General features: G+C 63.0%; 23 protein-coding genes and 1 riboswitch. Of the genes, 11 read left to right on the top strand and 12 right to left on the bottom strand.

Features of this window, described 5'->3' with window-relative positions; translation table 11 throughout:
• Positions 1 to 36 precede the first annotated feature (36 nt).
• Entirely contained in the window at positions 37 to 1539 is a 1503-nt protein-coding gene (murJ, locus tag MTAI_RS03720; RefSeq protein ID WP_081698360.1) for a murein biosynthesis integral membrane protein MurJ, read from the top strand.
• On the opposite strand, the gene hspR is transcribed toward murJ, so the two are convergent.
• Complete coding sequence (gene hspR, locus MTAI_RS03715; RefSeq protein ID WP_027887198.1) at positions 1536 to 2258, bottom strand: heat shock protein transcriptional repressor HspR, fused homodimer type; 723 nt, start codon at positions 2256 to 2258, stop codon at positions 1536 to 1538. The two genes, murJ and hspR, sit on opposite strands and share 4 nt — an antisense overlap.
• Before the next feature lie 143 nt (positions 2259 to 2401).
• Positions 2402 to 4135, bottom strand: a complete 1734-nt coding sequence (locus MTAI_RS03710; protein ID WP_027887199.1) for an NAD-dependent malic enzyme — start codon at positions 4133 to 4135, stop codon at positions 2402 to 2404.
• Between the two features lie 171 nt (positions 4136 to 4306).
• On the opposite strand from MTAI_RS03710, the gene MTAI_RS03705 reads away from it, so the two are divergent.
• Complete coding sequence (locus tag MTAI_RS03705) at positions 4307 to 5296, top strand: malate dehydrogenase (RefSeq protein ID WP_027887200.1); 990 nt, start codon at positions 4307 to 4309, stop codon at positions 5294 to 5296.
• 354 nt (positions 5297 to 5650) lie between these two features.
• Here MTAI_RS03705 and MTAI_RS03700 read toward each other — a convergent pair whose 3' ends face one another.
• Entirely contained in the window at positions 5651 to 6166 is a 516-nt protein-coding gene (locus tag MTAI_RS03700) for a phosphoribosyltransferase (protein ID WP_027887201.1), read from the bottom strand.
• Positions 6167 to 6230: 64 nt separating this feature from the next.
• Positions 6231 to 7454 (bottom strand): aspartate kinase, encoded by a 1224-nt coding sequence (locus tag MTAI_RS03695; RefSeq protein ID WP_027887202.1) that lies wholly within the window; start codon positions 7452 to 7454, stop codon positions 6231 to 6233.
• A gap of 190 nt (positions 7455 to 7644) precedes the next feature.
• On the opposite strand from MTAI_RS03695, the gene MTAI_RS03690 reads away from it, so the two are divergent.
• The 3 genes from MTAI_RS03690 to MTAI_RS03680 are packed head-to-tail and all read left to right on the top strand — an operon-like array spanning position 7645 to position 9074.
• The gene (locus MTAI_RS03690; RefSeq protein ID WP_027887203.1) at positions 7645 to 7956 is read left to right on the top strand and encodes a hypothetical protein; all 312 of its coding nucleotides are present in this window, start codon (positions 7645 to 7647) and stop codon (positions 7954 to 7956) included.
• Between the two features lie 15 nt (positions 7957 to 7971).
• The gene (locus tag MTAI_RS03685; protein ID WP_027887204.1) at positions 7972 to 8310 is read left to right on the top strand and encodes a hypothetical protein; all 339 of its coding nucleotides are present in this window, start codon (positions 7972 to 7974) and stop codon (positions 8308 to 8310) included.
• Entirely contained in the window at positions 8307 to 9074 is a 768-nt protein-coding gene (locus tag MTAI_RS03680; RefSeq protein ID WP_027887205.1) for a carbon-nitrogen hydrolase family protein, read from the top strand. Before MTAI_RS03685 ends, MTAI_RS03680 begins: the two co-directional genes overlap by 4 nt.
• On the opposite strand, the gene MTAI_RS03675 is transcribed toward MTAI_RS03680, so the two are convergent.
• Positions 9041 to 9391: a hypothetical protein gene (locus MTAI_RS03675; protein ID WP_027887206.1), complete on the bottom strand. Its 351-nt coding sequence runs from the start codon at positions 9389 to 9391 to the stop codon at positions 9041 to 9043. The two genes, MTAI_RS03680 and MTAI_RS03675, sit on opposite strands and share 34 nt — an antisense overlap.
• A 90-nt stretch (positions 9392 to 9481) precedes the next feature.
• Positions 9482 to 9553, top strand: a riboswitch (adenosylcobalamin-variant (AdoCbl-variant) riboswitch).
• 168 nt (positions 9554 to 9721) lie between these two features.
• Here MTAI_RS03675 and nrdI point away from each other — a divergent pair.
• Genes nrdI through MTAI_RS03645 form a run of 6 tightly spaced genes read left to right on the top strand, consistent with a single transcriptional unit; the run spans position 9722 to position 15778 of the window.
• A complete protein-coding gene (gene nrdI / locus MTAI_RS03670) occupies positions 9722 to 10102 on the top strand; it encodes a class Ib ribonucleoside-diphosphate reductase assembly flavoprotein NrdI (protein WP_027887207.1) in 381 nt (126 codons plus the stop codon).
• Positions 10065 to 12143 (top strand): class 1b ribonucleoside-diphosphate reductase subunit alpha, encoded by a 2079-nt coding sequence (nrdE, locus tag MTAI_RS03665; protein WP_027887208.1) that lies wholly within the window; start codon positions 10065 to 10067, stop codon positions 12141 to 12143. Before nrdI ends, nrdE begins: the two co-directional genes overlap by 38 nt.
• A 13-nt stretch (positions 12144 to 12156) precedes the next feature.
• Positions 12157 to 13434, top strand: a complete 1278-nt coding sequence (gene nrdF, locus MTAI_RS03660) for a class 1b ribonucleoside-diphosphate reductase subunit beta (protein WP_027887209.1) — start codon at positions 12157 to 12159, stop codon at positions 13432 to 13434.
• Complete coding sequence (locus MTAI_RS03655) at positions 13431 to 13811, top strand: acyl-CoA thioesterase (protein ID WP_027887210.1); 381 nt, start codon at positions 13431 to 13433, stop codon at positions 13809 to 13811. The genes nrdF and MTAI_RS03655 overlap by 4 nt, the downstream gene beginning before the upstream one ends.
• 13 nt (positions 13812 to 13824) lie before the next feature.
• Positions 13825 to 14727 carry an adenosylcobinamide-phosphate synthase CbiB gene (gene cbiB / locus MTAI_RS03650; RefSeq protein ID WP_027887211.1) on the top strand — a complete coding sequence of 301 codons (903 nt, stop codon included), beginning with the start codon at positions 13825 to 13827 and terminating at the stop codon, positions 14725 to 14727.
• 58 nt (positions 14728 to 14785) lie between these two features.
• Positions 14786 to 15778 (top strand): pyridoxal phosphate-dependent aminotransferase, encoded by a 993-nt coding sequence (locus MTAI_RS03645; protein WP_063843398.1) that lies wholly within the window; start codon positions 14786 to 14788, stop codon positions 15776 to 15778.
• Here MTAI_RS03645 and MTAI_RS03640 read toward each other — a convergent pair.
• From MTAI_RS03640 to MTAI_RS03610, 7 genes are all read right to left on the bottom strand, one after another.
• On the bottom strand, positions 15775 to 16440 hold the full coding sequence (locus MTAI_RS03640) for a V-type ATP synthase subunit D (protein WP_027887212.1): 666 nt from the start codon (positions 16438 to 16440) through the stop codon (positions 15775 to 15777). The two genes, MTAI_RS03645 and MTAI_RS03640, sit on opposite strands and share 4 nt — an antisense overlap.
• A 28-nt stretch (positions 16441 to 16468) precedes the next feature.
• On the bottom strand, positions 16469 to 17869 hold the full coding sequence (locus tag MTAI_RS03635) for a V-type ATP synthase subunit B (RefSeq protein ID WP_027887213.1): 1401 nt from the start codon (positions 17867 to 17869) through the stop codon (positions 16469 to 16471).
• A 10-nt stretch (positions 17870 to 17879) separates the two neighbouring features.
• The gene (locus MTAI_RS03630) at positions 17880 to 19616 is read right to left on the bottom strand and encodes a V-type ATP synthase subunit A (RefSeq protein ID WP_027887214.1); all 1737 of its coding nucleotides are present in this window, start codon (positions 19614 to 19616) and stop codon (positions 17880 to 17882) included.
• A gap of 79 nt (positions 19617 to 19695) precedes the next feature.
• Positions 19696 to 20016: a V-type ATP synthase subunit F gene (locus MTAI_RS03625; RefSeq protein WP_027887215.1), complete on the bottom strand. Its 321-nt coding sequence runs from the start codon at positions 20014 to 20016 to the stop codon at positions 19696 to 19698.
• Positions 20013 to 21041, bottom strand: a complete 1029-nt coding sequence (locus tag MTAI_RS03620) for a V-type ATPase subunit (RefSeq protein ID WP_043983360.1) — start codon at positions 21039 to 21041, stop codon at positions 20013 to 20015. The genes MTAI_RS03625 and MTAI_RS03620 overlap by 4 nt, the downstream gene beginning before the upstream one ends.
• Positions 21001 to 21567 carry a V-type ATP synthase subunit E gene (locus MTAI_RS03615; protein ID WP_027887217.1) on the bottom strand — a complete coding sequence of 189 codons (567 nt, stop codon included), beginning with the start codon at positions 21565 to 21567 and terminating at the stop codon, positions 21001 to 21003. Before MTAI_RS03615 ends, MTAI_RS03620 begins: the two co-directional genes overlap by 41 nt.
• 68 nt (positions 21568 to 21635) lie before the next feature.
• Entirely contained in the window at positions 21636 to 21932 is a 297-nt protein-coding gene (locus MTAI_RS03610) for an ATP synthase subunit K (protein ID WP_027887218.1), read from the bottom strand.
• Positions 21933 to 21980 lie beyond the last annotated feature (48 nt).

The following is a 21980-nucleotide window of genomic DNA, read 5'->3' as shown; positions in this document are numbered from 1 at the left end:
AACCCTGAAAGCATTTAGGGCTCGAGTCCCTTCCCTATGTCACGCATCCTTCGCAACACCTTTTTGGTCATGGCCGGCACCCTCGCCAGCCGCCTGCTGGGCCAGGTGCGTCAGACCATTCTGACCAATTTACCCCTCCCAGACGTTATAAAAGATGCCTTCTGGGTGGCCTACCGCATTCCCAATCTGCTGCGCGAGCTGCTGGCCGAGGGGGCCATCCAAAACGCCCTGATTCCAGTGCTAACCGGCCTTCCACCCGAGGAAGCCCGTGTATTTGCCCGGCGCTTCGGGGCCTTTCTGCTGGGAGTAAATTTGGTGATTTTGGGTCTGGGTCTGCTTTTCGCCCCCCAGATTGCCAGCGCCCTGCTCTGGCTGGCCGAGCTCTCCCTGGCCCAGCCCAGCCCCCTGCGCGACCCGGCGGTATTCGAGCAGCTGGTGCTGCTGGTTCGTCTGGTGATGCCGTTTTTGCTCTCGATCTCCATGGCCTCGCTGTTTTCTTCCATGCTGCAGTCGGGCGAGCGCTTCGGCGTGGCCAGCTTCAGCCCCATCGCCTTCAATGTGGGTTCCATTGCCCTGATGCTGTTGTTTCCGAGCAGCGTGGTGGCCCTTGGGTTGTCGGTGGCGCTGGGGGGTGCGTTGCAGGCCCTGGTGCAGCTACCTGCCCTCAAGGGCTATGGCCTCGAGTTCAGGTGGCACCCGGCCTTCCGCGCCGCCCTGGGCCGGATTGGCCCCTTCGCCTTCACCACCTCGGTGCGGCAGTTTTTGAACCTGATACTGCTGAGCATTCTGGCCGCCTACCCCACCGCCGCCGTGACCGGCTTTCAGAACGGCGAGCTGCTCTTTACCACTGCGCTGGGCCTGCTGGCGGTCTCACCGGCCATGGCCGCCTTTCCCCGGCTCTCCGCCCTGGCCGGCAACGGCGAGGTGGCCGCCGCCCGCGAGCTGCTCTTCCGCATCATGGCACGGCTGGCAGTGCCGCTGGCCTTTGCCTCGGCCATGCTGGTCGCCCTGGCCCCCTGGATGGTGGGCACGCTCTATGCTTTCACCGACAACTTCTCCGAGGCCAACCGGGCCTATACCACCCAGACCGTGATGGCCCTGGGCCTGGCCTTGCTCCCCTGGGGCCTGAACCAGCTGCTGCTGCGGGGTTTCTATGCCGTGGGCCAGGTCAGCCAGGCGGTTGGCGTGACGGTGCTGGTGGCCCTGCTCAACACCCTGGGCTACTGGCTGCTGCGGGAGCAGGGTTTGTTCGTGCTCAACCTGGCCACCGGGGTGGCCGGCTGGCTGGGCCTGGCAATTTATGCCCTGCGGCTACAGGTTTTCCAGATGGTACGGCCGGCCCAGGTATGGGGCATAACCGCCAGGGCCGCGCTGGCCGCCGCCCCCGCGGGCGGGGTGGCCTACCTGGTGGCAGTTCAGTTTGGAGTCCCGGCCTTCTTTCTGCACAACATTTTGCCCCTTGCGCTGGGGGGGCTGGCGGGCTTGCTGGTGTTTGTGGGGCTGGCCTATGCCCTGCGGCTGCCGCTCAAGCTGCGCTAGCCCGCCGAAGACTTGACCTTCTTCTGGTCGCTTTTTTCCGGTTTTAGCTCGCGCAAAAGCGCCAGGCGCAGCCGGGCGATCTCGGACTCGAGCCGGTTCTGCTGAATGTCCAGCTCATCGCGCAGGCGGATGATCTCCTCCACCCCCGCCAGGTTCACCCCCAGCTCCTGGGTCAGCCGGCGAATCTCCCGCAGCTTCTCCACGTCGCGTTCGGAGTAGAGGCGGGTTTTGCCAGAGGTACGGCTGGGCGTGACCAGGCCCTCCCGCTCATACAGGCGCAGGGTCTGGGGGTGCATGCCCACCAGCTCTGCCGCCACCGAGATGATATAAACCGGCCGTTCTTTATCATCGGTCTTCTTGCTTTTGGACTCGCCGGGGGGTGGTAGGGCCGGGGGTGTCTTGAGGGCCTCGAGCTTCTCGCCCAGCTCCTGCTTGAGTCGCTCGGCCTCCTCACGAAACCGCTGCTCGAGCGCCCATAGCTCGTCGCGCAGTTTCATAATCTCCTCCACCCCGGCCAGGTTCACCCCCAGCTCCTGGGTCAGCCGGCGAATCTCCCGCAGCTTCTCCACGTCCCGTTCGGAGTACAGCCGGGTCTTGCCCCCCGAGCGCTTGGGCTGAATGAGGCCCTTACGCTCATACAGGCGCAACGTCTGGGGATGCATATCCACCAGTTCGGCGGCAACCGAAATGATGTACACCGGACGGTCTTTCTTGTCCATATATAAACAGGGCTAAAAGCCCTTGACGTTTTAAGTATACGAAAATCTGCCAGGTTTTATACCAGATTGGGTTAGCGCCCTGCCAAGCAATCCGCGCAAAGGGCAGGCAAGCCTTGCGCTTGGGCAATGGACAGTAGCCTGGGTTATCTGTTGTGGGCGGCGGGCTTATAGGGCAGGTAGCGGGGCTGCCAGAAGCGCTCAGCCACATAGGCCTGGATGGCCTCCATACCCAGCCCTTTCAGGCGCTCCTCGCGGGCCAGACCCTCCTTCATGGCCTGGCGGATCACCCTCGAGGCCACCAGCTGGCTCACCTCGCGCAGCTCCGAGGTGGGGGGGTATATGCGGTCGGGGTGGTGCTGGCGGGTGTAGTCGTAGAGGGCGTAGGCCGCCTCGAGCACCATCCCATCGGAGACTTCTTTAGCTTTGGCAAGCACCGTACCAAAGCCCAGGCCGGGGAACACAAAGGCGTTGTTCCCCTGGCCGATGGGATAGATCCGGCCATCCAGCTCCACCGGCGCAAAGGGGCTCCCGGCAGCCACCAGGGCCTTGCCGCCTGTCCAGCGCAGGATTTCCTCGGGGATGGCCTCCGAGGCGCTGGTGGGGTTGGAGAGCGGGAAGATAACGGGCTGCTCGGTGTTGGCCTGCACCGCCTGCACGACGGGCTCGGTAAACGACCCGGCCTGGCCCGACAGCCCCAACAAAACTGTAATCCGGCCGTTCACCACCGTTTCGTACAGGTTGGGGGCCTCCCCGGCGATGCGCCAGTCCTTAATCAGGGCTGGGTCTTTGGCAAACTTTCGCTTGTAGGCCTCCATGCTGCGGTTGCTGAGCAGCAAGCCCTTGGAGTCCAGCACAAACAGGCGTTCCAGGGCCTCGGCCTCGGTCAGGCCCTCGCGCATCAGGCCGTCGAGCAGGGCCTGGGCCACCCCGATGCCCCCGGCCCCGGCCCCGTAGACCAGGATGCGCTGGTCGGACAGGTTCTGGCCCTTGATCCGGCAGGCCGATAGCACCCCCGCCAGCGTGACCGCCCCGGTGCCCTGGATGTCGTCGTTGAAGGAGGGAAGCACCTTGCGGTAGCGCTCGAGCACCGCAAAAGCCGTGTCCTTGCCGAAGTCTTCCCACTGCATAACCGCGTTGGGGTAGCGCTTGCAAAAAGCCTCCACAAAACGATCCATAAAGGCGTAGTACTCCTCGCCGGAGAGCCGGCGGTGCCGCACCCCCAGGTAGAGCGGGTCGTTGATGAGGTCGGCGCGGTTGGTGCCCACATCCAGCTCGATGGGCAGGGCCTTGTCGGGGCCCAGGCCGCCCGCAGCGGTGTAGATGGAGAGCTTGCCGATGGCAATAGCCATGCCCCCAAAGCCCTGGTCGCCGATGCCCAGTATGGCCGAGGAGTCGGTGGCCACGGCCAGACGCACATCGTTGAGGGGTACGTTGGCGAGGGCCTCATCAATTTCGTGGATGTTGTCAGTGGAGGCGGTAAAGCCCCGCGGGTAACGGTAGATGTGCGAAAACTGCTTAACCGCCTCGCCCACCGTAGGCGTATACAGGATGGGCAGCATCTCGCTCATGTGATCCACAAACAGCGCATAGAACAGCACCTCGTTGCGATCTTGCAGGTTGCGCAGGAAGATGTGCTTTTCCAGGTCGTTTTCGATCAGGCGGTAGCGCCGGTAGTTGCGTTGCTTTTGCTCCTCGAGGCTGGTCACGTGGGGCGGCAAGAGGCCCTCGAGCTTGAGGGCTTTGCGCTCTTCATGGGTGAAAGCGGTGCCCTTGTTCAGCAGGGGCAGCCCCAGCAAGAGCGAACCCTCGATAAAAGGCTCCAGATAGCGCTTGCCTCGCTCATCACGCTTCACATCGTAGTAGCGACTGACGGTCATGTAGGCAATGTTACGCCCACAGGGTATTTGCGGTCTAGAGCGCTTCTTTGGTGAAACCCTCCCCCAATCGGTGTAACTACCCCCAACCGCTGTCCTTCGACATTCGGCTTTTGTCGCGTTATTATCGTGGGCGGTAGAAATGGGCTGCGGCCCAACGAAAGGAGTTTTCAGATGAAATCCCCTGTACGTGTGGCGGTTACCGGTGCAGCCGGTCAGATTGGCTATAGTCTGCTGTTCCGCATTGCTGCGGGAGAGATGCTGGGCAAGGATCAACCGGTGATTCTGCAACTGCTGGAGATCACCCCCGCCCTCAAGGCCCTGGGTGGGGTGATTATGGAGCTCGAGGACTGCGCCTTCCCCACCCTGGCCGGCATCGTTGCTACCGATGACCCCAACATCGCGTTCGGTGATGCCGATTATGCCCTGCTGGTCGGGGCCATGCCCCGCAAGCAAGGTATGGAGCGCGCCGACCTGCTGCAGGCCAACGGCGCCATCTTTACCACCCAGGGCCGGGCCCTTTCGGACAACGCCCGCAAGCACGTCAAAGTGCTGGTGGTGGGCAACCCTGCCAACACCAACGCCCTCATCACCTACAAAAACGCCCCCAACCTCTCGCCGCGCCAGATCCACGCCATGACCCGCCTCGACCACAACCGGGCCATCTCCCAGCTCGCCGCCCGGCTTAAGGTGCCGGTCAGCGATATCAAGAAAATGACCATCTGGGGCAACCACTCCCTCACCCAGTACCCCGACCTGTTCCACTGCGAGGTGGGCGGCAAAAATGCCTACGAGCTGGTAGGCGACCACGACTGGTACGTCAACACCTACATCCCTAAAGTGGCCAAGCGCGGGGCGGAGATTATCGAAGCCCGTGGGGCTTCCTCGGCGGCCTCGGCGGCCAGCGCCGCCATTGACCATATGCGCAACTGGGCCCTGGGCACCCCGGCGGGCGACTGGGTCAGCATGGCCATCCCCTCCGATGGCTCCTATGGCATCCCCGAGGGGCTGGTGTACAGCTACCCCTGTATCTGCAAAGACGGCGACTTTGAAATTGTGCAAGGTCTGGAGATCAACGAGTTCAGCCGCAGCAAGATGGACGCCAGCGCCAAGGAGCTGGCCGATGAGCGCGACGCGGTGTTGCAGCTGGGGCTCATCAAGTAGTAGCGGGTTCAAAAAGATGGTCATCTCGGTCGGGTTGGTTCGCCGCCTGCCAGCGCTGAACCAACCCGTTCTGCTATGAGGCTTTGCAAAAAGCGTGCTCGAGTAGGGCCTCGAGCACACATTAAATCCGGGCGCTGCTTGGTGATACCGGATTCAAAAAGATAATCTTCAAACAAAAAACATTCAGAGGCTATCTTTTTGAATCCTAGAGCACACCCCTCGCTACGCTCGGCGAAGAAAGCGTATCCCTTCCAAGGGGCGGTATCGCCCTCCGCTACGCGGATAACTTCGGTCGGGTTAGTTCGCCGCCTTCCGGCGCCGAACTAACCGAATCTGGTATGAGTGGAGCCAGGCTCAGGCCTGGCTGACCCCCTGCCCCAGCGCCGTCCAGCCCTGGGCCGGATCCCAGGGGTACACAATCCAGGCGTCGGTCTCGGCTGCGTAGTAGTCGGGGGCATCGCCAGGGAACTGGCTTTTTTGGGGCTTGTAGTGCAACACCGCCACCTGGGGGTGTCCCCCGGCCAGCCTGACGCGCTCGCGTACCGCTACAGCGGTTTTGCCCGAGTCCCACACATCGTCCACAATCAAGATCCGCTTGCCATAGAGCAGGCTATCCGAAGGAAACTGCAAAAACACGGGGTCTTTGATGGTCTCACCCACATCGGTGTAAAACATCACCGCAGCGGTCAGGATATTGCGCTGGTCGGTGGCTTCCGAGACCAGACAGGCCGGAATCATACCGCCCCGCGTAACCGCCAGAATGCAGTCGAAGTCGTTGGGGTTGAGCTGGCCCAGCAGCCTGGAGACCAGGTTGGTGATGTCCTGCCAGCTCAGGTATTGTTTGCCGGAATAGCCTTGGGCTTCGCTCATGGGCACTCCTGGGGGCGGAAAGGCCGGACTTGGCGCACTGCTATAACATCCGCAACACCGCCGCTCAGGCCAGCGGTTTATCGAGCTCAAAGGCGCTGTGCACCGCGCGCAGGGCGGCCTCGGCAAACTGCAGGGGAATGATGGCGGAGATGCGCACCTCGCTGGTGGCGATCATCTCGATGTTGGCCCCCACGCTCGAGAGGGCCTGGAACATGCGGGCCGGAATGCCGGGGGTCGAGGCCAGGGCCACGCCTACGATGGAGATTTTGCAGATGTCCCGGCGCAGCTGGGCCTCGCCGCCAATCTCAGCCAGGACGGGCTCGAGGGCCTCCATGGCCTCCTCGGCAAAGTCCTGGTTGACCGTGAAGGCCATCTGGGTGCGGCTGGCCTCGTGGCCGGGCACGCCCTGGATAATCATGTCCACCGCCACCCCCTTGCGGGCCAGGGCCTCAAAGACCCGTGCGGCAATACCGGGCCGGTCAGGGATACCCACCAGGCCGATCTGGGCGATTTCGTCGTCGAGGGCCACCCCCGTCACTGGGCGATCGAGTTCCATTCCATCCTCCGTAACAATGGTGCCAGGGTTGTAGGAAAAGCTGCTGCGCACGTGGATTCTCACCCCGTAACGCTTACCGTAGTAGACCGACCGGGGGTGCAGCACCCGCGCCCCCAGGGCGGCCATCTCCAGCATCTGATCGTAGCCGATGCGGCTCAGCTTCTGGGCCTCGGGAATGGTGTGGGGGTCGGTGGTGTAGACCCCTTCGGTGTCGGTAAAAATTTCGCACTCCTGCGCCCCCAGGGCCGCGGCCAGGGCCACCGCGGTGGTATCGGAGCCGCCCCGCCCCAAGGTGGTTAGTTCACCTTCTGGGGTGGTGCCCATGAAGCCCGCCACCACTGCCACTTCCCCTCTATCCAGGGCCTGCTGGATGAGGGTGGGCTCCACCCGCAGGATTCGGGCATCTCCGTAGCGTCCATCGGTGGTGATGCCAATCTGGTGCTGGGTAAAACCCCGCGCAGGGATGCCCATGGCGTGGAGCTGCATCGAGAGCAGGGCCACCGACTGCTGCTCGCCGATGGTGGTGAGCATGTCGAGCTCGCGCTGGGGCGGGCGTTTATTGACCCGCCTGGCCAGGGCGATCAGTTCGTCGGTGGTGCGGCCCATGGCCGAGACCACCACAGCAATCCGATGCCCCTTCTCGAGGTAGTGGTGGATGCGCTGGGCCACCTTGTGGATGCGCTCGAGGTCGCCCACGCTGGTTCCGCCGTATTTTTGCACGATAAGGGCCATAGCTAGCAAAGAATGCTAACATGCCCCATGCCGATAGCCAATAGTAAAAAGCCTCCCGGCAGGTTTTTAGAGAAAGCCCCCGGCAAAACACCACCAAAAGCGGTAAGCTAGGGTACCCCGGGGTGGTCTTACCCCAAGCAAAAAACGGTTTGTGCGTCAAACTGCAGCAACCCCGAGGATAGGTGCAAATATGGCGAACAAAGCAACGGATAAACCCAGCAAGGAGCCCTTTCCAGGCGCTTACTTCTTAGGTCTGATCATCACCCTGGGCTTGCTGATCGTGGTCGTCGCGGTTGGGGCCGGCATACCGCCGGCGCTCTCGGGCTTTCTGGTGGCCCTGCTGCTGGGTCTGACGGTAAACCCCAGGTATGCCCTGGGCTTTCTGAGCGCCGGGGTGCTGGCAACCCTCCTGGGATTTGCCGGGCAGGAGCCGCAGGTGGCCTGGGGTGGCCTGGGGCTTATCCTGTCCAGCCTGATTGTCTGGCGCTTTATTAAGTCCTAGCGGCTGGAGGGTGGGTTGCGCGGATTTCCATCACGCCTGCTAGCCCCCGACCGGCTGGCCCGCACCCTCATCTACGCCGGAATCGCCGGCTTTATCTGGTTTTTTTTCCTTCAACCCAGCCCCTTCGGTGCAACTCTTTCCGTAACTACCCTGGTGGGGGCTGGGCTGGTGCAGTACGGCAGCGGTAAGCCCTTTGTAATCCCTCTGTACGTCTACGTGCTGGCAGCCCTGATTCTGGTACAACTGGCCGGGCTGGCCCTGGGCGTGGATAGCCAGCCTGGCGCGGCCCTCCTGGGCAGTGCGCTAGGGCTGGGCCTGCCCTACCTGGCCTACCGCTTACAGGAGAGCAAATGAAAGTTGCGCTGATTCATCTGGCCACCCGTGAAACCCCCGAGGCCACGCTGGGAAAGGCCCTCGAGCTCCTTTTGCAAGCCCACCAGCAAGGGGCCAAGGTAGCGGTACTGCCCGAGCTGTTTTCCAGCGGCTACCGCTTCGCCGATGCCGCCTCTACCCCCAGCGTGCTGGCCCGGCTCGAGCAGTTCTGCGCCCAGACCGGCCTGACCCTGGTAGCAGGGGTGCTCGAGCAAGCCGGCCCGCGCCACGCCAACCGGGCCAAGGTGGTGGGGCCGGCCGGGGTACAGGCCAGCTACACCAAAACCCACCTGATTCCGGCTTTTGGCGAGCCCGAGACCATGGTTCCGGGGCAGGAGTTGGTTACGCTCGAGCTGGAGGGCTTTAAGGTGGGCATCGCCATCTGCTTCGACCTGCGCTTTCCCGAGCTTTTCCGCACCTATGCCTTGCAAGGTGTCAACCTATTCCTGATTCCCTCAGCCTGGCCCAGAAGCCGCAGCTACGCCTGGGAGCTTTTCTGCAAATCCCGCGCCGCCGAAAACCAGGCCTACCTGGTGGCCGTCAACCATGCCGAAGAGCCCTTCGGCGCGCCCAGCCTGGCCGTAGACCCCCTGGGCCAGGAGCTGCTACGGGTCGAATCCGAGGGTTTTGGGCTTATCGAACTAGACCCGGCCTTCCCGGCCCGGCTGCGCCAGGAGTTCCCGGTCTTCCCCCAGCGCCGCCCCGAGCTGTATCAGGGCCTTCTAAAAAGCCCCACCAGCAAATAAACCACCGCCCCCAGCATCAAGCCCTCACCCCAGGCCGGAAGGTAGGGCCATAGCATGGGCAGCTCGAAGCGCCCCGCAAAAAGCAGCGGCCAGGGCAGCAGGGCCCAGGCCAGCCCGTACTGCCGGTAGCCCACCGCCAGCAGAAAGGCCAGCCCCACCCCCCGCAGGTAGAACAGCCAGCCCTGCCCCAGCTCGTTTTGGTAGATGAACCACAGCAGGTTGAGCCAGACCCCCACCACCCCCCAGGCCCAGCCAAAGCGGCGCACCCAGGCAGCACCTGCCCACCACAGCCCCAGACCAATCAATCCATCCAACATCGAGGGGTTATTCTACGCCCACCCCCCTAGACGAAATCAACAATATATAGTATTTTCCTTCGCAGAAACCACAAAATGTGGTTTCTGGGTTCAAAGACAGGGGAAGTGCGGTGCAATTCCGCCGCTGTCGCGCAACGGTTATAGCCCGAATGCCTGCTTTGAGTCCTCATCGCTCGCCTCCGCGCAAGGGGCGGAAAGGATGGTCTGAATGAATCTCCCTGCACAAAAAGGTAGCGGCTAGACCTCGAGCACCTGCCCCGCTGTTCGACCTTTCCAGGACAGAGTTGTTTGTCTTGCAAGGCGTTCTTTGTGTCGACAAAGGGGGTTCTTTTGCTGATCATCTATGCCTCCAAAACCGGTAACGTAGCCCGCTTTGCCGCTCGGCTGGGCCTGAAGAGCCAGCGCCTTAGCGATGGAACGGAAAAAATCGCTGAGCCCTGCCTGCTCATCACCTACACCACCGGCTTCGGCCAGGCCCCCCCGGAGGTGCTGCGCTTCGTGGAGGGCAACCGGCCTTATGTGCTGGGGGTGGCGGCCAGCGGCAACCGCAACTGGGGGCAGAACTTCGCCCGCGCTGCCGACATGCTGGCTGAACGTTACGGCATTAAAGTCATCCACAAGTTTGAACTATCCGGAACCCCAAAGGATCTAGAGATCGTCCAGGAGGCCATCCATGCGCTATCTGGAACTGAACAGTGCGCTGCTATATAAGAAAAACGGCTTTTTCCAGCTCGAGAAAGACCTCGATGCGGCCCAGGCCTTCGAGGAGGAAGTTTCGCTGCGGCTCCGGCGTTTTGCCGATCCCCTGGAACGTCTGCAAACGCTGATCCGAGAGGGCTACTACGAGGACTTCTTCGCCCGCTACGAGGCCGCCGATCTCCTGCGGCTTTACCACCTGGCCCACAGCTACCCCTTCCGCTTCCAGAGCTTCATGGCGGTTTCCAAGTTTTACAAGGACTATGCCCTCAAAAGCGACGACAAAAAGCTCTACCTGGAGCGCTACCCTGACCGGGTGCTGGCGGTGGCCCTGCACCTGGGGCAGGGAAATGTGCACAAGGCCGAAAGCTATCTGCGGGCCATGATGGAGCAGCGCTACCAGCCCGCCACCCCCACCTTCCTGAACGCGGGCCGGGCCCGGCGGGGCGAGCTGGTATCCTGCTTTCTGCTAGAGCTCGACGACTCGCTCAATTCCATCGGCTATAACCTGAACGCCGCCATGCAGCTCTCCAAGATCGGCGGTGGGGTGGCCCTCAACCTCTCCAAGCTGCGCGCACGGGGGGAACCCATCAAGGGGGTGGCCCACGCCGCTAAGGGGGTGGTGCCGGTGGCCAAGCTGCTGGAAGACGCCTTCAACTACGCCGACCAGATGGGCCAGCGCAAAGGGGCCGGGGCGGTTTACCTGAACATCTTCCACTGGGATGTGGAGGAGTTTCTGGATACCAAAAAGATCAACGCCGATGAGAAAAGCCGCCTGCAAACCCTCTCGCTGGGGCTGATCGTGCCACAAAAGTTCTTCGACCTGGCCGAGGCCGGAGAAGATTTTTACGTCTTCGCACCCTACTCGGTCTACCGGGCCTTTGGGGAACACCTCGACGATATGGACATCGACCGGATGTACGAGGCCCTGCTCGCCCACCCCGAGGTCAAAAAGCGGCCCCTTTCGGCCCGTCAGATGCTCACCCGGATCGCTCAGACCCAGTTCGAGTCGGGCTACCCCTACATCGTCTACCGCAGCAACGCCAACCGCCAGCACGCGCTAAAAGCCCTCGGCCAGATCAAGATGTCCAACCTCTGCACCGAGATCTTCCAGCTCCAGACCCCTACCCTGGTGGGGGACGCCGGGGAGGTGGTGGAGGCGGGCTTCGACATCAGCTGCAACCTGGGCAGCCTGAACATCGTCAACGTAATGGAGCAGAGGAAGCTAGCCGAAAGCGTGTACACCGCGATGGATGCCCTCACCGCGGTAAGCGACGCCAGCGCGGTGCGGCAGGTGCCGGGGGTCTACCGGGCCAACCAGGCCTTCCACTCGGTGGGCCTGGGGGTGATGAACCTGCACGGCTTCTTCGCCAAAAACCAGATCCGCTACGAGTCCGAAGAGGCCCGCGACTTCGTGCGCAGCTTCTTTGCGGCAATGAACTATTACAGCCTGGAGCGCTCCAAGGAGATCGCCCGCGAGCGCGGCCAGACCTTCTTCGGCTTCGAACAAAGCGAGTACGCCAGCGGGCAGTACTTCGAAAAGTATCTACACGAGGATTTCCGGCCTCAGAGCGAAAGGGTGCAGAAACTCTTCGAGGGCATTCCCCTACCCAGCCCAGCGGACTGGGCCCAATTGAAAGAAGAGGTGCAGCGGCACGGCCTTTACCACGCCTACCGGCTGGCGGTGGCCCCCACCGCCTCGATCAGCTACATCCAGAACGCCACCCCCTCCATCCAGCCCATCGTGGAGCACGTGGAGACCCGCACCTACGGCAACGCCACCACCTACTACCCCATGCCCTTCCTCTCCGAGGAGACCTACTGGTTTTACAAGTCGGCGTATCACATGAACATGTACCGGGTGATCGACCTGGTGGCCGAGGCGCAGCAGCACGTGGATCAGGGCATCAGCACGGTTTTATTCGTGACCAGCGAGACCAGCACCCGTGAGCTGGCCCGGCTGTACGTGTACGCGGCCAAGAAGGGCCTCAAGAGCCTGTACTACACCCGCACCAAAAACCTCAGCGTGGAGGAGTGCTTATCCTGCGCAGTTTAGAAAGGAGCTTAGGATGTCACCAACTTTATCGGTTCTGCAGGCGGTCAACTGGAACCGCCCGGACGATGCCTACACCAAGATGTTCTGGGATCAGAACGTGCGGCAGTTCTGGGTGGACGAGGAGATCCCCCTGGCCGACGACAAGCTCACCTGGATAACCCTCTCCAAAGAGGAGCAGCGGGTCTACGAGCAGGTGCTGGCCGGTCTCACCCTGCTGGACACCGTGCAGGGCAGCGTGGGCATGCCCCTCTTGTCGCAACACATCGAAAGCCTCCAGGCCAAAGCGGTGATGGGCTTCATGGGGGCCATGGAGCACATGCACGCCAAGAGCTACAGCAGCATCTTCTCCACCCTATGCACCAGCGAGCGCATCGGCGAGCTTTTTGACTGGGTACGAAGCGAGCCGGTTTTGCAGGAGAAGCAGGTCTTCGTGCACCGCCGCTACCTGGGGGTGCAGGACGATTCAAGCCTATACCTGGGCCTAGCGGCCAGCGTGCTGCTGGAGTCGTTTCTGTTCTACTCCGGCTTTTTCTATCCCCTGCTCCTGGCCGGGCAGGGCCGGATGACCAACTCGGGCGAGATCATCAACCTGATCATCCGTGACGAGAGCATTCACGGGGTGTATGTGGGCCTGCTGGCGCAGGAGGTGTACGCCCGGCTGCCTGAAGCAACCCAGCGGGCCGCGCGCGAGGGGGTCTACCGGATGCTGGAGCATCTCGCGGGGCTGGAGGAGCGCTACAGCCGGATGCTCTACACCCCTTTAGGACTGGAGGAAGCAGTCATTACTTTCTCCCGTTATAACGCCGACAAGGCCCTGATGAATCTAGGACTGGAGCCTTACTTTGGTGTTGCGGCCGATGCGGTTAACCCGGTGGTGCTGGCGGGGCTCCGCACCGAGACCAAAAACCACGACTTCTTTTCCACCAAAGGCAACGGCTACGTGAAGGCCATCCGGGTGGAACCCATCACCGACGAGGACTTTATCTTTGAGGGCCTCCAGCCGGAGTACCAGCCCGTCACCAAGCGGGATGGGCGGGTGGTGCCCTTCGACGAGCTGCGCATCGTGCGGGCGGTGGAGCGGGCCGGGGATGCCTGCGGTGTGGCCCTGGATCCAGGGGTGATCGAACGGCATATCCTGAACCCCATCAAGCGCAAAGCCCAGCGGCAAGGGCTACATATCGAAGAGATTCAGGATCTGGTGGAGGAGGGGCTGATGCAGAGCTACCCGGCGGTGGCACGGGCTTACATCCTCTACCGGGAGGAGCGGGCGCGGCGGCGAGGTCTGGCATGAAGCCCAAAACCCGCACGGTTCACCTGGTGCGCCCCCCCGACTGCAACCACTACGGCAACCTGTACGGGGGTACGGCCATGGCCTGGATGGACGAAGCTGCGTTTGTGGCCGCCACCCGCTATGCGCGCTGCAAGGTGGTTACGGTACACACCGACGCCATCGACTTTCATCATCCGGTTCCTCAAGGCTCGATTGTGGAGCTGGTGGCCTGGGTCACCTCGGTGGGGCGCAGTTCCATGCGGCTCGAGGTGGAGATGTGGGTAGAACCCATCGACAAAGAAGAGCGGATTCTGGCCTGCCGGGCCGGCTTCGTCATGGTGGCCCTGGGTGAGGACGGGCGGCCCAAAACCATTCGCGATCAGGACGCCCTCGCATAGCCTCCAGGATCGCATGGCGGTTGTCCTGGCCCTACTCCTGGACTGGTTTTTCCGCGAACCCCCGGCCCGTCTGCACCCGGTGGTTTGGATGGGGACTTACCTGAAGGCGGTGGGCAGCGGCCTCACCGCCAATCCCCCCACAAAAGCCTTTCTGTTGGGTGGCTGTTACTGGCTCCTGGGATGTGGCGCGGTCGTCGGGGTGTATACCGGCCTCGAGGCCCTGATCGGCAGGGCAAGCGGTGGGGTTGAAGCTGTCCTGGCCGCCCTCCTGCTCAAACCCCTTTTCGCCTTTCGAATGCTTCTGGATGAGGTGGTTGCGGTGGAGGAGGCTTTGCAAAGAAACCTCGAGGCCGCCCGGCTGCGCCTGCGCAACCTGGTCAGCCGCCCCACAGAGTCCTTATCGGAAAGTGAGGTACGCGAAAGCGCCCTGGAAAGCCTGGCCGAAAACCTCAACGACTCCCTGGTGGCCCCGCTTTTCTGGTTCGTGCTGCTGGGCCTGCCAGGGGCTGCTCTATACCGCTTTGCCAACACCGCCGACGCCCTGTGGGGGTACCGGGGCCGATGGGAATGGGCGGGTAAGTTCGCCGCCAGGGCCGACGACCTCCTCAACTACATCCCAGCCCGCCTCACCGGCCTGTTGCTGTGCGGCCTGGCTTGCCCCTGGAAAACCCTGTCCAGGGAAGCCCACAAAACCCCCTCACCCAACAGCGGCTGGCCCATGGCCGGCCTGGCCCTCCGGCTGAATCTGCGCCTGTCTAAGCCTGGCGCGTACACCCTGCACCCCAACGGGCGCGTTCCTACCACCGATGACGTGCGGGCCGGGCTGCGCCGGGCCGCCTGGGTCGGCTGGAGCACAGGGCTCCTGGCCGGCCTGGGCACTTGGATGGCAGGTAGGGGTATTCTGGGAATGTTCTAGATACGACTTGAGGATAGCCCACATAAACCACCCCGGCCATCCTCCATAATCGTGGCACATGATCGATGACGTACTCACGCCCATCCATGGGGGCACCGATGCCGGCCCCACCCCCCGCTACGACTTCTCCACCAACGCCAACAGCCTGGGCCCCGATCCCTACGCCCTGGCCGCCATCCAGGCCGTGGATCCCAGCCGGTACCCCGATCCCCTCTACACCCAACTGCACCAGGCCCTGGCCGCGTTTCATGGGGTGACCCCTGAGCAGGTTGCGGTAGGAGGAGGCACCAGCGAGATCATCCATCGTCTAACGCGCTGGCGCTATCTGCGCGGGCCCATGCTCATCCTCCCCCCCACCTTCAGCGAGTATGCCCGTGCGGCCCAGCCGGCTGAGCTGCCCTTGCTGCGGGCTACCGACGCCGAGAGCTTTTTGAGTCTGCTTCCTAAGGCCACCCTGGCCTTTTTATGCGTACCCAACAACCCTACCGGCGAGATCTACACTTTTATCGAGGAAGCCGCCCACATCGCGGAACTGTACCACATTGCCCTGGTGCTCGACCTGGCCTACTACCACCTGCTGCCCGATCCACCCGCCCTGCCGCCCAGCGCCTGGCGGATGTACAGCCCCAACAAGGCCCACGGCCTTACCGGGGTGCGGGCTGGGTATCTGGTTGCGCCGCAAAGCCTGGTACACTTCCGCAACCTGGCGCCCTCCTGGGTGGTGGGGGTGCATGGCGAGGCCTTCTTACAGGCCACCCTGCAACCCAGCTCCCAGGACTGGCTGGCCCGCACCCGCGAAGAACTCTGGAGTCTGCGCAAGCAGCTTGCCAGCGGGCTGCAAACGCTGGGCCTCGAGGTGCAGGAAAGCCCCGCCAATTTTCTGATGGTAAAAGTAGGCCGGGCTACCAAAGTAGCCCGGCGGTTGAGAGAGGAGGGCATCCGGGTGCGTGACTGCACCTCGTTTGGTTTACCGGAATGGCTCCGGCTTTCGGCCCAGCCCCCCGAGGCTCAGGAAGCCCTGCTCGAGGCCCTGCCACGCTGCCTCGACTAAAGCCCTGCGCCCTTCTCGATATGCGCCGAAACGATGCCCTGCTCCTCGGCTTCGCGGGCCAGGATGGCAGCTTTGATGCGCTTGAGGGTGGTCACCTCTTCCAGGGCGCGCTGGTCGAGGGTATCGGTGATGAACTTGATCTGCTCGTTGATCTCGGGGATGGAGATCTGCTCCAGGGCGTTCACCCGGCGGTTGGTTTTCTTGATCTCCTCACCGATCTTGCGCAGGCGGTTCTCGGTGTTGGCCACCGCGACAATGGCCTCGGCCAGGCGGCGGAAGGCTGTGGCGGCCTCGAGGGTCTTGGCCCCCACCCCAATGGGACTGAAGGACAGCCCAGCCCCGGCCTCGGGGGCCGAGATGCGGGGCACCTTGACCCCATAAAGGCTCTCCACCTCCATGCGCACCTCCAGGGGGGTGCTGGAGAGCGACTCCACCGCCTCGGGGGTGTCAAAGGCCTTGGCGATCAGCAGGCTGAAGTAGGCCTCCTTGGCCGCGTTGTTGAGGGCCTCGCGGGCTTTGAGGGAGTCCTGCACCAGGGCAAAAAACTCGCCGATCAGAGCATCCCGCTTATTTTTGAGCAGTTCCACGCCTTGCAAGGCCAGCCGCTTCTGATCGCGCTTGGCCAGCAGGGTTGAGCGTGTCGGTGAGACTTGTTCAGCCATGGCAATTCCCCTCTAGGGGCAAAGGATCTTAGGCCCCCACCAGCTCTTCCAGCTTGCCGGTCTTCTGGTGGTACTGCTCGATGTACTCGCGACGGATGCGCTTGAGCTCGGAGGGCGGGAAGTCTGCAAGCAAAGCCCAGCCGATGTTGAGGCTCTCCTCGATGGAGCGCTCCTTCTGGCCCTGGTTGATGAACTTCTTCTCGAAGTTTTCGGCAAAGCGCAGGTACTTCTTGTCCATCTCGGTGAGGGCGTCCTCACCGGTGATGGCCACCAGACGGCGCAGGTTCACCCCACGGGCGTAGGAGCTGAAGAGCTGGTCGGCCAGCTCCTTGTGGTCGGCGCGGGTCTTGCCCTTGCCGATGCCGTTGTTCATCAGACGCGAGAGCGAGGGCTGCACGTTGATGGGTGGGAAGATGCCCTGCTGGGCCAGGTCGCGGGCGATGAAGATCTGCCCCTCGGTGATGTAGCCGGTGAGGTCGGGGATGGGGTGGGTGATGTCGTCACCGGGCATGGAGAGGATGGGAATTTGCGTGACCGAGCCCTTCTTGCCGTGCACCACGCCGGCGCGCTCGTAGAGCGAGGCCAGGTCGGTGTACATGTAGCCGGGGTAGCCGCGGCGGCCCGGGATCTCCTCACGGGCCCCACCGATCTCGCGCAGGGCCTCGCAGTAGTTGGTCATGTCGGTGAGGATGACCAGCACGTGGTAGTCGTGCTCGAAGGCCAGGTACTCGGCGGCGGTCAGGGCCATGCGGGGAGTGAGCAGGCGCTCCACGGTGGGGTCGTCGGCTTTGTTGAGGAAGAGTACCGAGCGGGAGAGAGCCCCGGTGCGCTCGAACTCCTGCATGAAGTAGCTCACCTCGCGCTGGGTAATCCCCATCGCTGCGAACACCACCGCGAAGCCCTCGCCCTCGCCCAGCACCTTGGCCTGGCGGGCGATCTGGGCGGCCAGCTCGTTGTGGGGCAGGCCCGAGCCCGAGAAGATGGGCAGCTTCTGGCCGCGCACCAGGGTCATGTTGACGTCAATGGCGCTGATCCCGGTCTGGATGAACTCCTCGGGCTTCTCGCGGGCCACCGGGTTGATGGGCGCACCGTTGATGGGCAGGCGCTTGTCGGCCACCACCGGGGGCAGGCCGTCAATGGGCTTACCAATCCCGTTGAAGGCCCGGCCCACCATCTCCTTGGAAACGCCCAGGCGGGCCACGTCTTCCACCAGCGATACCGTGGTGCGCTCGAGGTTCAGCCCCGAGGTCTCCTCGAAGACCTGCAAAACCGTGTACTGGTCGGAGACTTCAATCACCTGACCGCCACGGATGCGGCCGGTGCCGTCGTCGATGTTTACGATGGCGCCGTAGGCCAGATCGGCGGCCCCCTCCAGGAACAAAAGCGGGCCGGAGACGTAAGTTACGGCGTTGTATTCTTTCTTGAGCATCAAAACCTCCTTACGCCTTGACCGCACCCAGGAAAGCGGTCTTGATCATCTGGTCGAACTCGGCCTTGTAGGCGGGGAACTCCTCCTCGGGCACGTAGCGGGCCCGCCCGATTTTCTCGATCACCGGGTCGTTCAGGAAGTCCGCGATGGTCGCCCCCTTGGCCAGGGCCAGCTCGCCCTGCTTGTAGGCCGCCAGGATCATCTGCATGATGCCGTAGGCCTTGGCCATTGAGCAGCTCGCGTCCACCGGGTCAAAGCCGTTTTGCTGCAGGAAGTCCTCGCGGGCGATGCGACCGATTTCCAGGGCCAGCCGCTCGGCATCCTGCAAGGCGTCGGGGCCCACGAGCTGCACCACCTGTTGCAGTTCAGCCTCGCGCTGCAGCAGGGTGATAATCTGGGTGCGCACCTCGGGGTAGTCTGGGGCCACGTTCTCGCGGTACCAGGGCTCGAGGATGTTCAGGAACAGGGAGTACGAGCGGGCCCAGTTGATGGCCGGGAAGTGGCGGGCTCGAGCCAGCTGGGCATCCAGGGCCCAGAAACCACCGGTAATGCGCAGGGTGGACTGGGTGACGGGCTCGGAGAAGTCACCGCCCGCCGGCGAGACCGCGCCGATCACCGAGACCGCGCCCTGCTCACCGGCCAGGGTGATCACCTTGCCAGCCCGCTCGTAGAAGCTGGACAGGCGCGAGGCCAGGTAGGGCGGGTAGCCTTCCTCGGCGGGCATCTCTTCCAGGCGTGAGGCGATCTCGCGCAGCGCCTCGGCCCAGCGGCTGGTGGAGTCGGCCATCAGCGAGACCTTGTAGCCCTGGTCGCGGAAGTACTCGGCCAGGGTGATGCCGGTGTAAAGGCTGGCCTCGCGGGCCGCCACCGGCATGTTGGAGGTGTTGGCCACCAGGATGGTGCGCTCCATCAGGGGGCGGCCGGTCTGGGGGTCTTCCAGCTCGGGAAACTCCACCAGCACGTCGGTCATCTCGTTGCCGCGCTCACCACAGCCCACATACACCACGATGTTGGCATCCCCGTACTTGGCAATGGACTGCTGGGTAACGGTCTTACCCGAGCCGAAGGGGCCGGGGATGGCCGCCGTACCCCCGGCAGCCAGGGGGAAGAGCACGTCCAGGATGCGCATCCCGGTCAGGAAGGGCTGGTTGGGGTCGAGCTTGCGGGTGAAGGGGCGGGGCTTGCGCACCGGCCAGAAGTGGGCCAGACGCAGCTTGGTGCCGTCCTCGAGCTCCGCGATGGTATCGTCGATGGTGTACTGCCCGGCCTCCACAATGTACTTAATACGGCCGGCCTTGTCAGGTGGCACCAGAATCTTGTGGGTGAAGCTGTACTCCGGCACGGTGCCTAGGATGTCGCCCCCTTTGACCTCGTCGCCCACTTTCTTCAAGGGGGTGAAGTCCCATTTGCGGGTGCGATCCAGGGAGGAAACCTCGATACCCCGGCTGATGAAGATGCCCGACACCGCCTGGATCTTGTCCAGCGGGCGCAAAATCCCGTCGAAGATGCCGTTCAGCAAGCCGGGGCCCAGCTCGAGGGCCAGCGGCAGGCCGGTGGTGACCACCGGCTCGCCCACCTTGAGGCCGTTGGTGTCTTCGTAGACTTGAATAAAGCAGGTGTTGCCATCCAGACGGATGATCTCACCCACCAATTTTTCGTTCCCGACGCGCACGATGTCGTACATCTTGGCGCCTTGCAGGTTCTCGGCGATCACCGCCGGCCCTGCGATTTTTTTGATGGTTCCCATCTATCCTCCTTTGTCGGATGCGTAGAACCGTTTGCCAGCAGCCTTCTATAGTTTGGCTAAACGCTCCCACGCTATGGGCTCATAGCTTGATGTCAAACCCGATGGTCTCGCGTACCAGCTGGCGCATGTAGGCCTTGGCATCGCCCCCCCCGCTGAAGGTATCGAGCAGGTTGGGCAGGGAAAGCAACACCGGCGCGCTGCGCCCGCGCATAGCCCGCTCGGCGGCCTTGTTGGGATCGGGCAGCAGGCGCTGGTCTACCGCCACCAGCGCGTACTGGTTGGACTGAATCATCTCGACCAGCCTGAGGGCGGCCTCCTCGGGAGCCGCAACCACGGCCTCGAGGCCGGCCATACGATAGCCGGAAGCGGTTTCGGCATCGGTCAGCACCCCAATTTTCATGCGACCTCCTTCGCCACCGCATCGGCCGGCAGGTTGTAGTAGGCCCGCCGGGCCAGGAGGCGGATGCGCGCGCCCTCCCACAGCTTTTTCTGGATGTAGTCGAGCACCAATCCACCCCCCAGGCTATCGGTGGCACCCGTGCTGGCTTTGGCGAGTAAAACCCTCCGCGAGATGCGCTCGAGATCCCCCAGGGTACGCACCCCCACCACAGGTGCCAGAGGGGTACCATTCAGCGCTTCCAGGGCAGCCAGATCCCCTGCCGCAACCCGACCAAAAACCGCCCGGCTCAGGTGCTTACCGCCTGGCACAAAGTAGTTGTCCAGGTTGAGGTTGGCCGCGCCCAGGGCCTGCAGCTTGAAAGCGGTGGACAGGTTGGTGACATCCGCTTCTAAAGCGTAGAAGGAAGCGATAAAGTTCTGGCGCAGCTTCTTGGCCTTTTTGAAGGTAGCGGCAAAAAACTCGCGATCCAGCGCGACCTCGAGGGCCAGCGGTTCGGGGTTGCCAATCAGGGCATTGCGCAGCGCTTTGGCTAAAGGATGTCCGGGAACCTGCAACACCTGAGCCATGCTGGCAACATCGGGTGCCTGCAACATGGCGTTAAGGATGGGTTCCTTGAGGGTTCCCCCTACCAGCCCAGCCTTGATCTCCTCCGGGGCCTTGCCGCTCTGCTTACCGCGCAGAATGGCCTTGAGGTTGATCAGATCGGCCCGCAGCAGTGGCAGACTCACCAGCTCGCGCAGCTCGCCCGATACCAGGGTTGGCAGGTCGCCCACTGTACGGGCGAGGTGATTGGAAACCGCCCGATCCACATCGTCCAGGGTATCGCCCAGCAAATCGGCGCCATAGACCGTTTCCGACAACAAACGTATGAATTCGGGGAAGGGTCGGCCCAAGGCTTGCTGAAAAAAAGACTCCGGAACCATCTGGCTTCGCCTCGAGCGCACCCGAGCGTTGAGATAGGCAAAGGCGTTACGGGTCAGCACACTACCCCCAAATGGCCTTGGCCGCCTTGGCGGAAAGCGCATCCCAGGCCCGCTCGAGGCGTTCGGTCAGCGTGTTCTGCACGTAAGACCGCCCGCCCTGGGCCACCAGGCGCACCCCATCCCGGATGGCCTCATCGGCCCTGAGTTCCAACCCCCGCGCCCTGGCCCAGTCGGCCAGCAGAGCGGTATGGGCAGGATTGACCACCACCGCCTCGGCCTGCCCCAGCTCGGCCAGCGCCTCTTCAGCCAGCTTTTGGAGCGTATCGGCGAAGCCCGGCTGCACGGCCAGGTTTTGCAGGGCCCGCAGCGCTTCGGCTTTAACCTGCTCCACCACCCGCCCCTTGGCCGCAATTCGGGCCTGGTTGACCAGCAGCTCCGCCGCACTCTCGGCCCGGCGCAAAGCCGCGGCGTGTTCGGCCTCGAGCTGGCGTTCTTTGCTGGCCTTGAGGGCCTCGGCCTGCTGCGCAGCCTGGCTCAGAATCGACTGAGCCTTTGCCTCGGCTTCGGCAGCGATGGCGCTGATCTCGGCGGCCACTTCACTTTGAAGAATGTCCTCGAGTTTTGACATTGGGCTCCTCTATAAGCTTCTTGCAGATAGCCAATGGCGGGTACACCACTGGCTATCTGGCATCGGCGCTAGTTGATGAGGAACGAGAAGGCCAGACCGAAAATAGCCAGCGTTTCGGGAATGAGGAAGAAGATCAGGGCCGTACCAAAGTTACGGCGATCCTCGGCCACCGCACCCACAGCCGCTGCACCGATGGCGCTCTGGGCCATACCCGTGCCCAGCAGACCCAGACCGATGGCCAGCCCCTTGCCGATAGCAGCAAACGAAGTACCGGTTGCCGCGCCTTCTTCAGCAGCAAAGGCCACCGTAGCCAGAATAACGATAGCGACGATCAACAGAGTCTTGGTAAGCTTCATGTTCTTCATACTGATTCTCTCCTTCACTGGTTTCACGCGCTACAGCACGTTAGTGAA

It is taken from the genome of Meiothermus taiwanensis WR-220 (assembly GCF_003568585.1).
Classification (GTDB): Bacteria; Deinococcota; Deinococci; order Deinococcales; family Thermaceae; genus Meiothermus; species Meiothermus taiwanensis.
The sequence above is the reverse complement of the archived record's forward strand: the minus strand, read 5'-3'. Positions and strand labels throughout refer to the sequence as shown.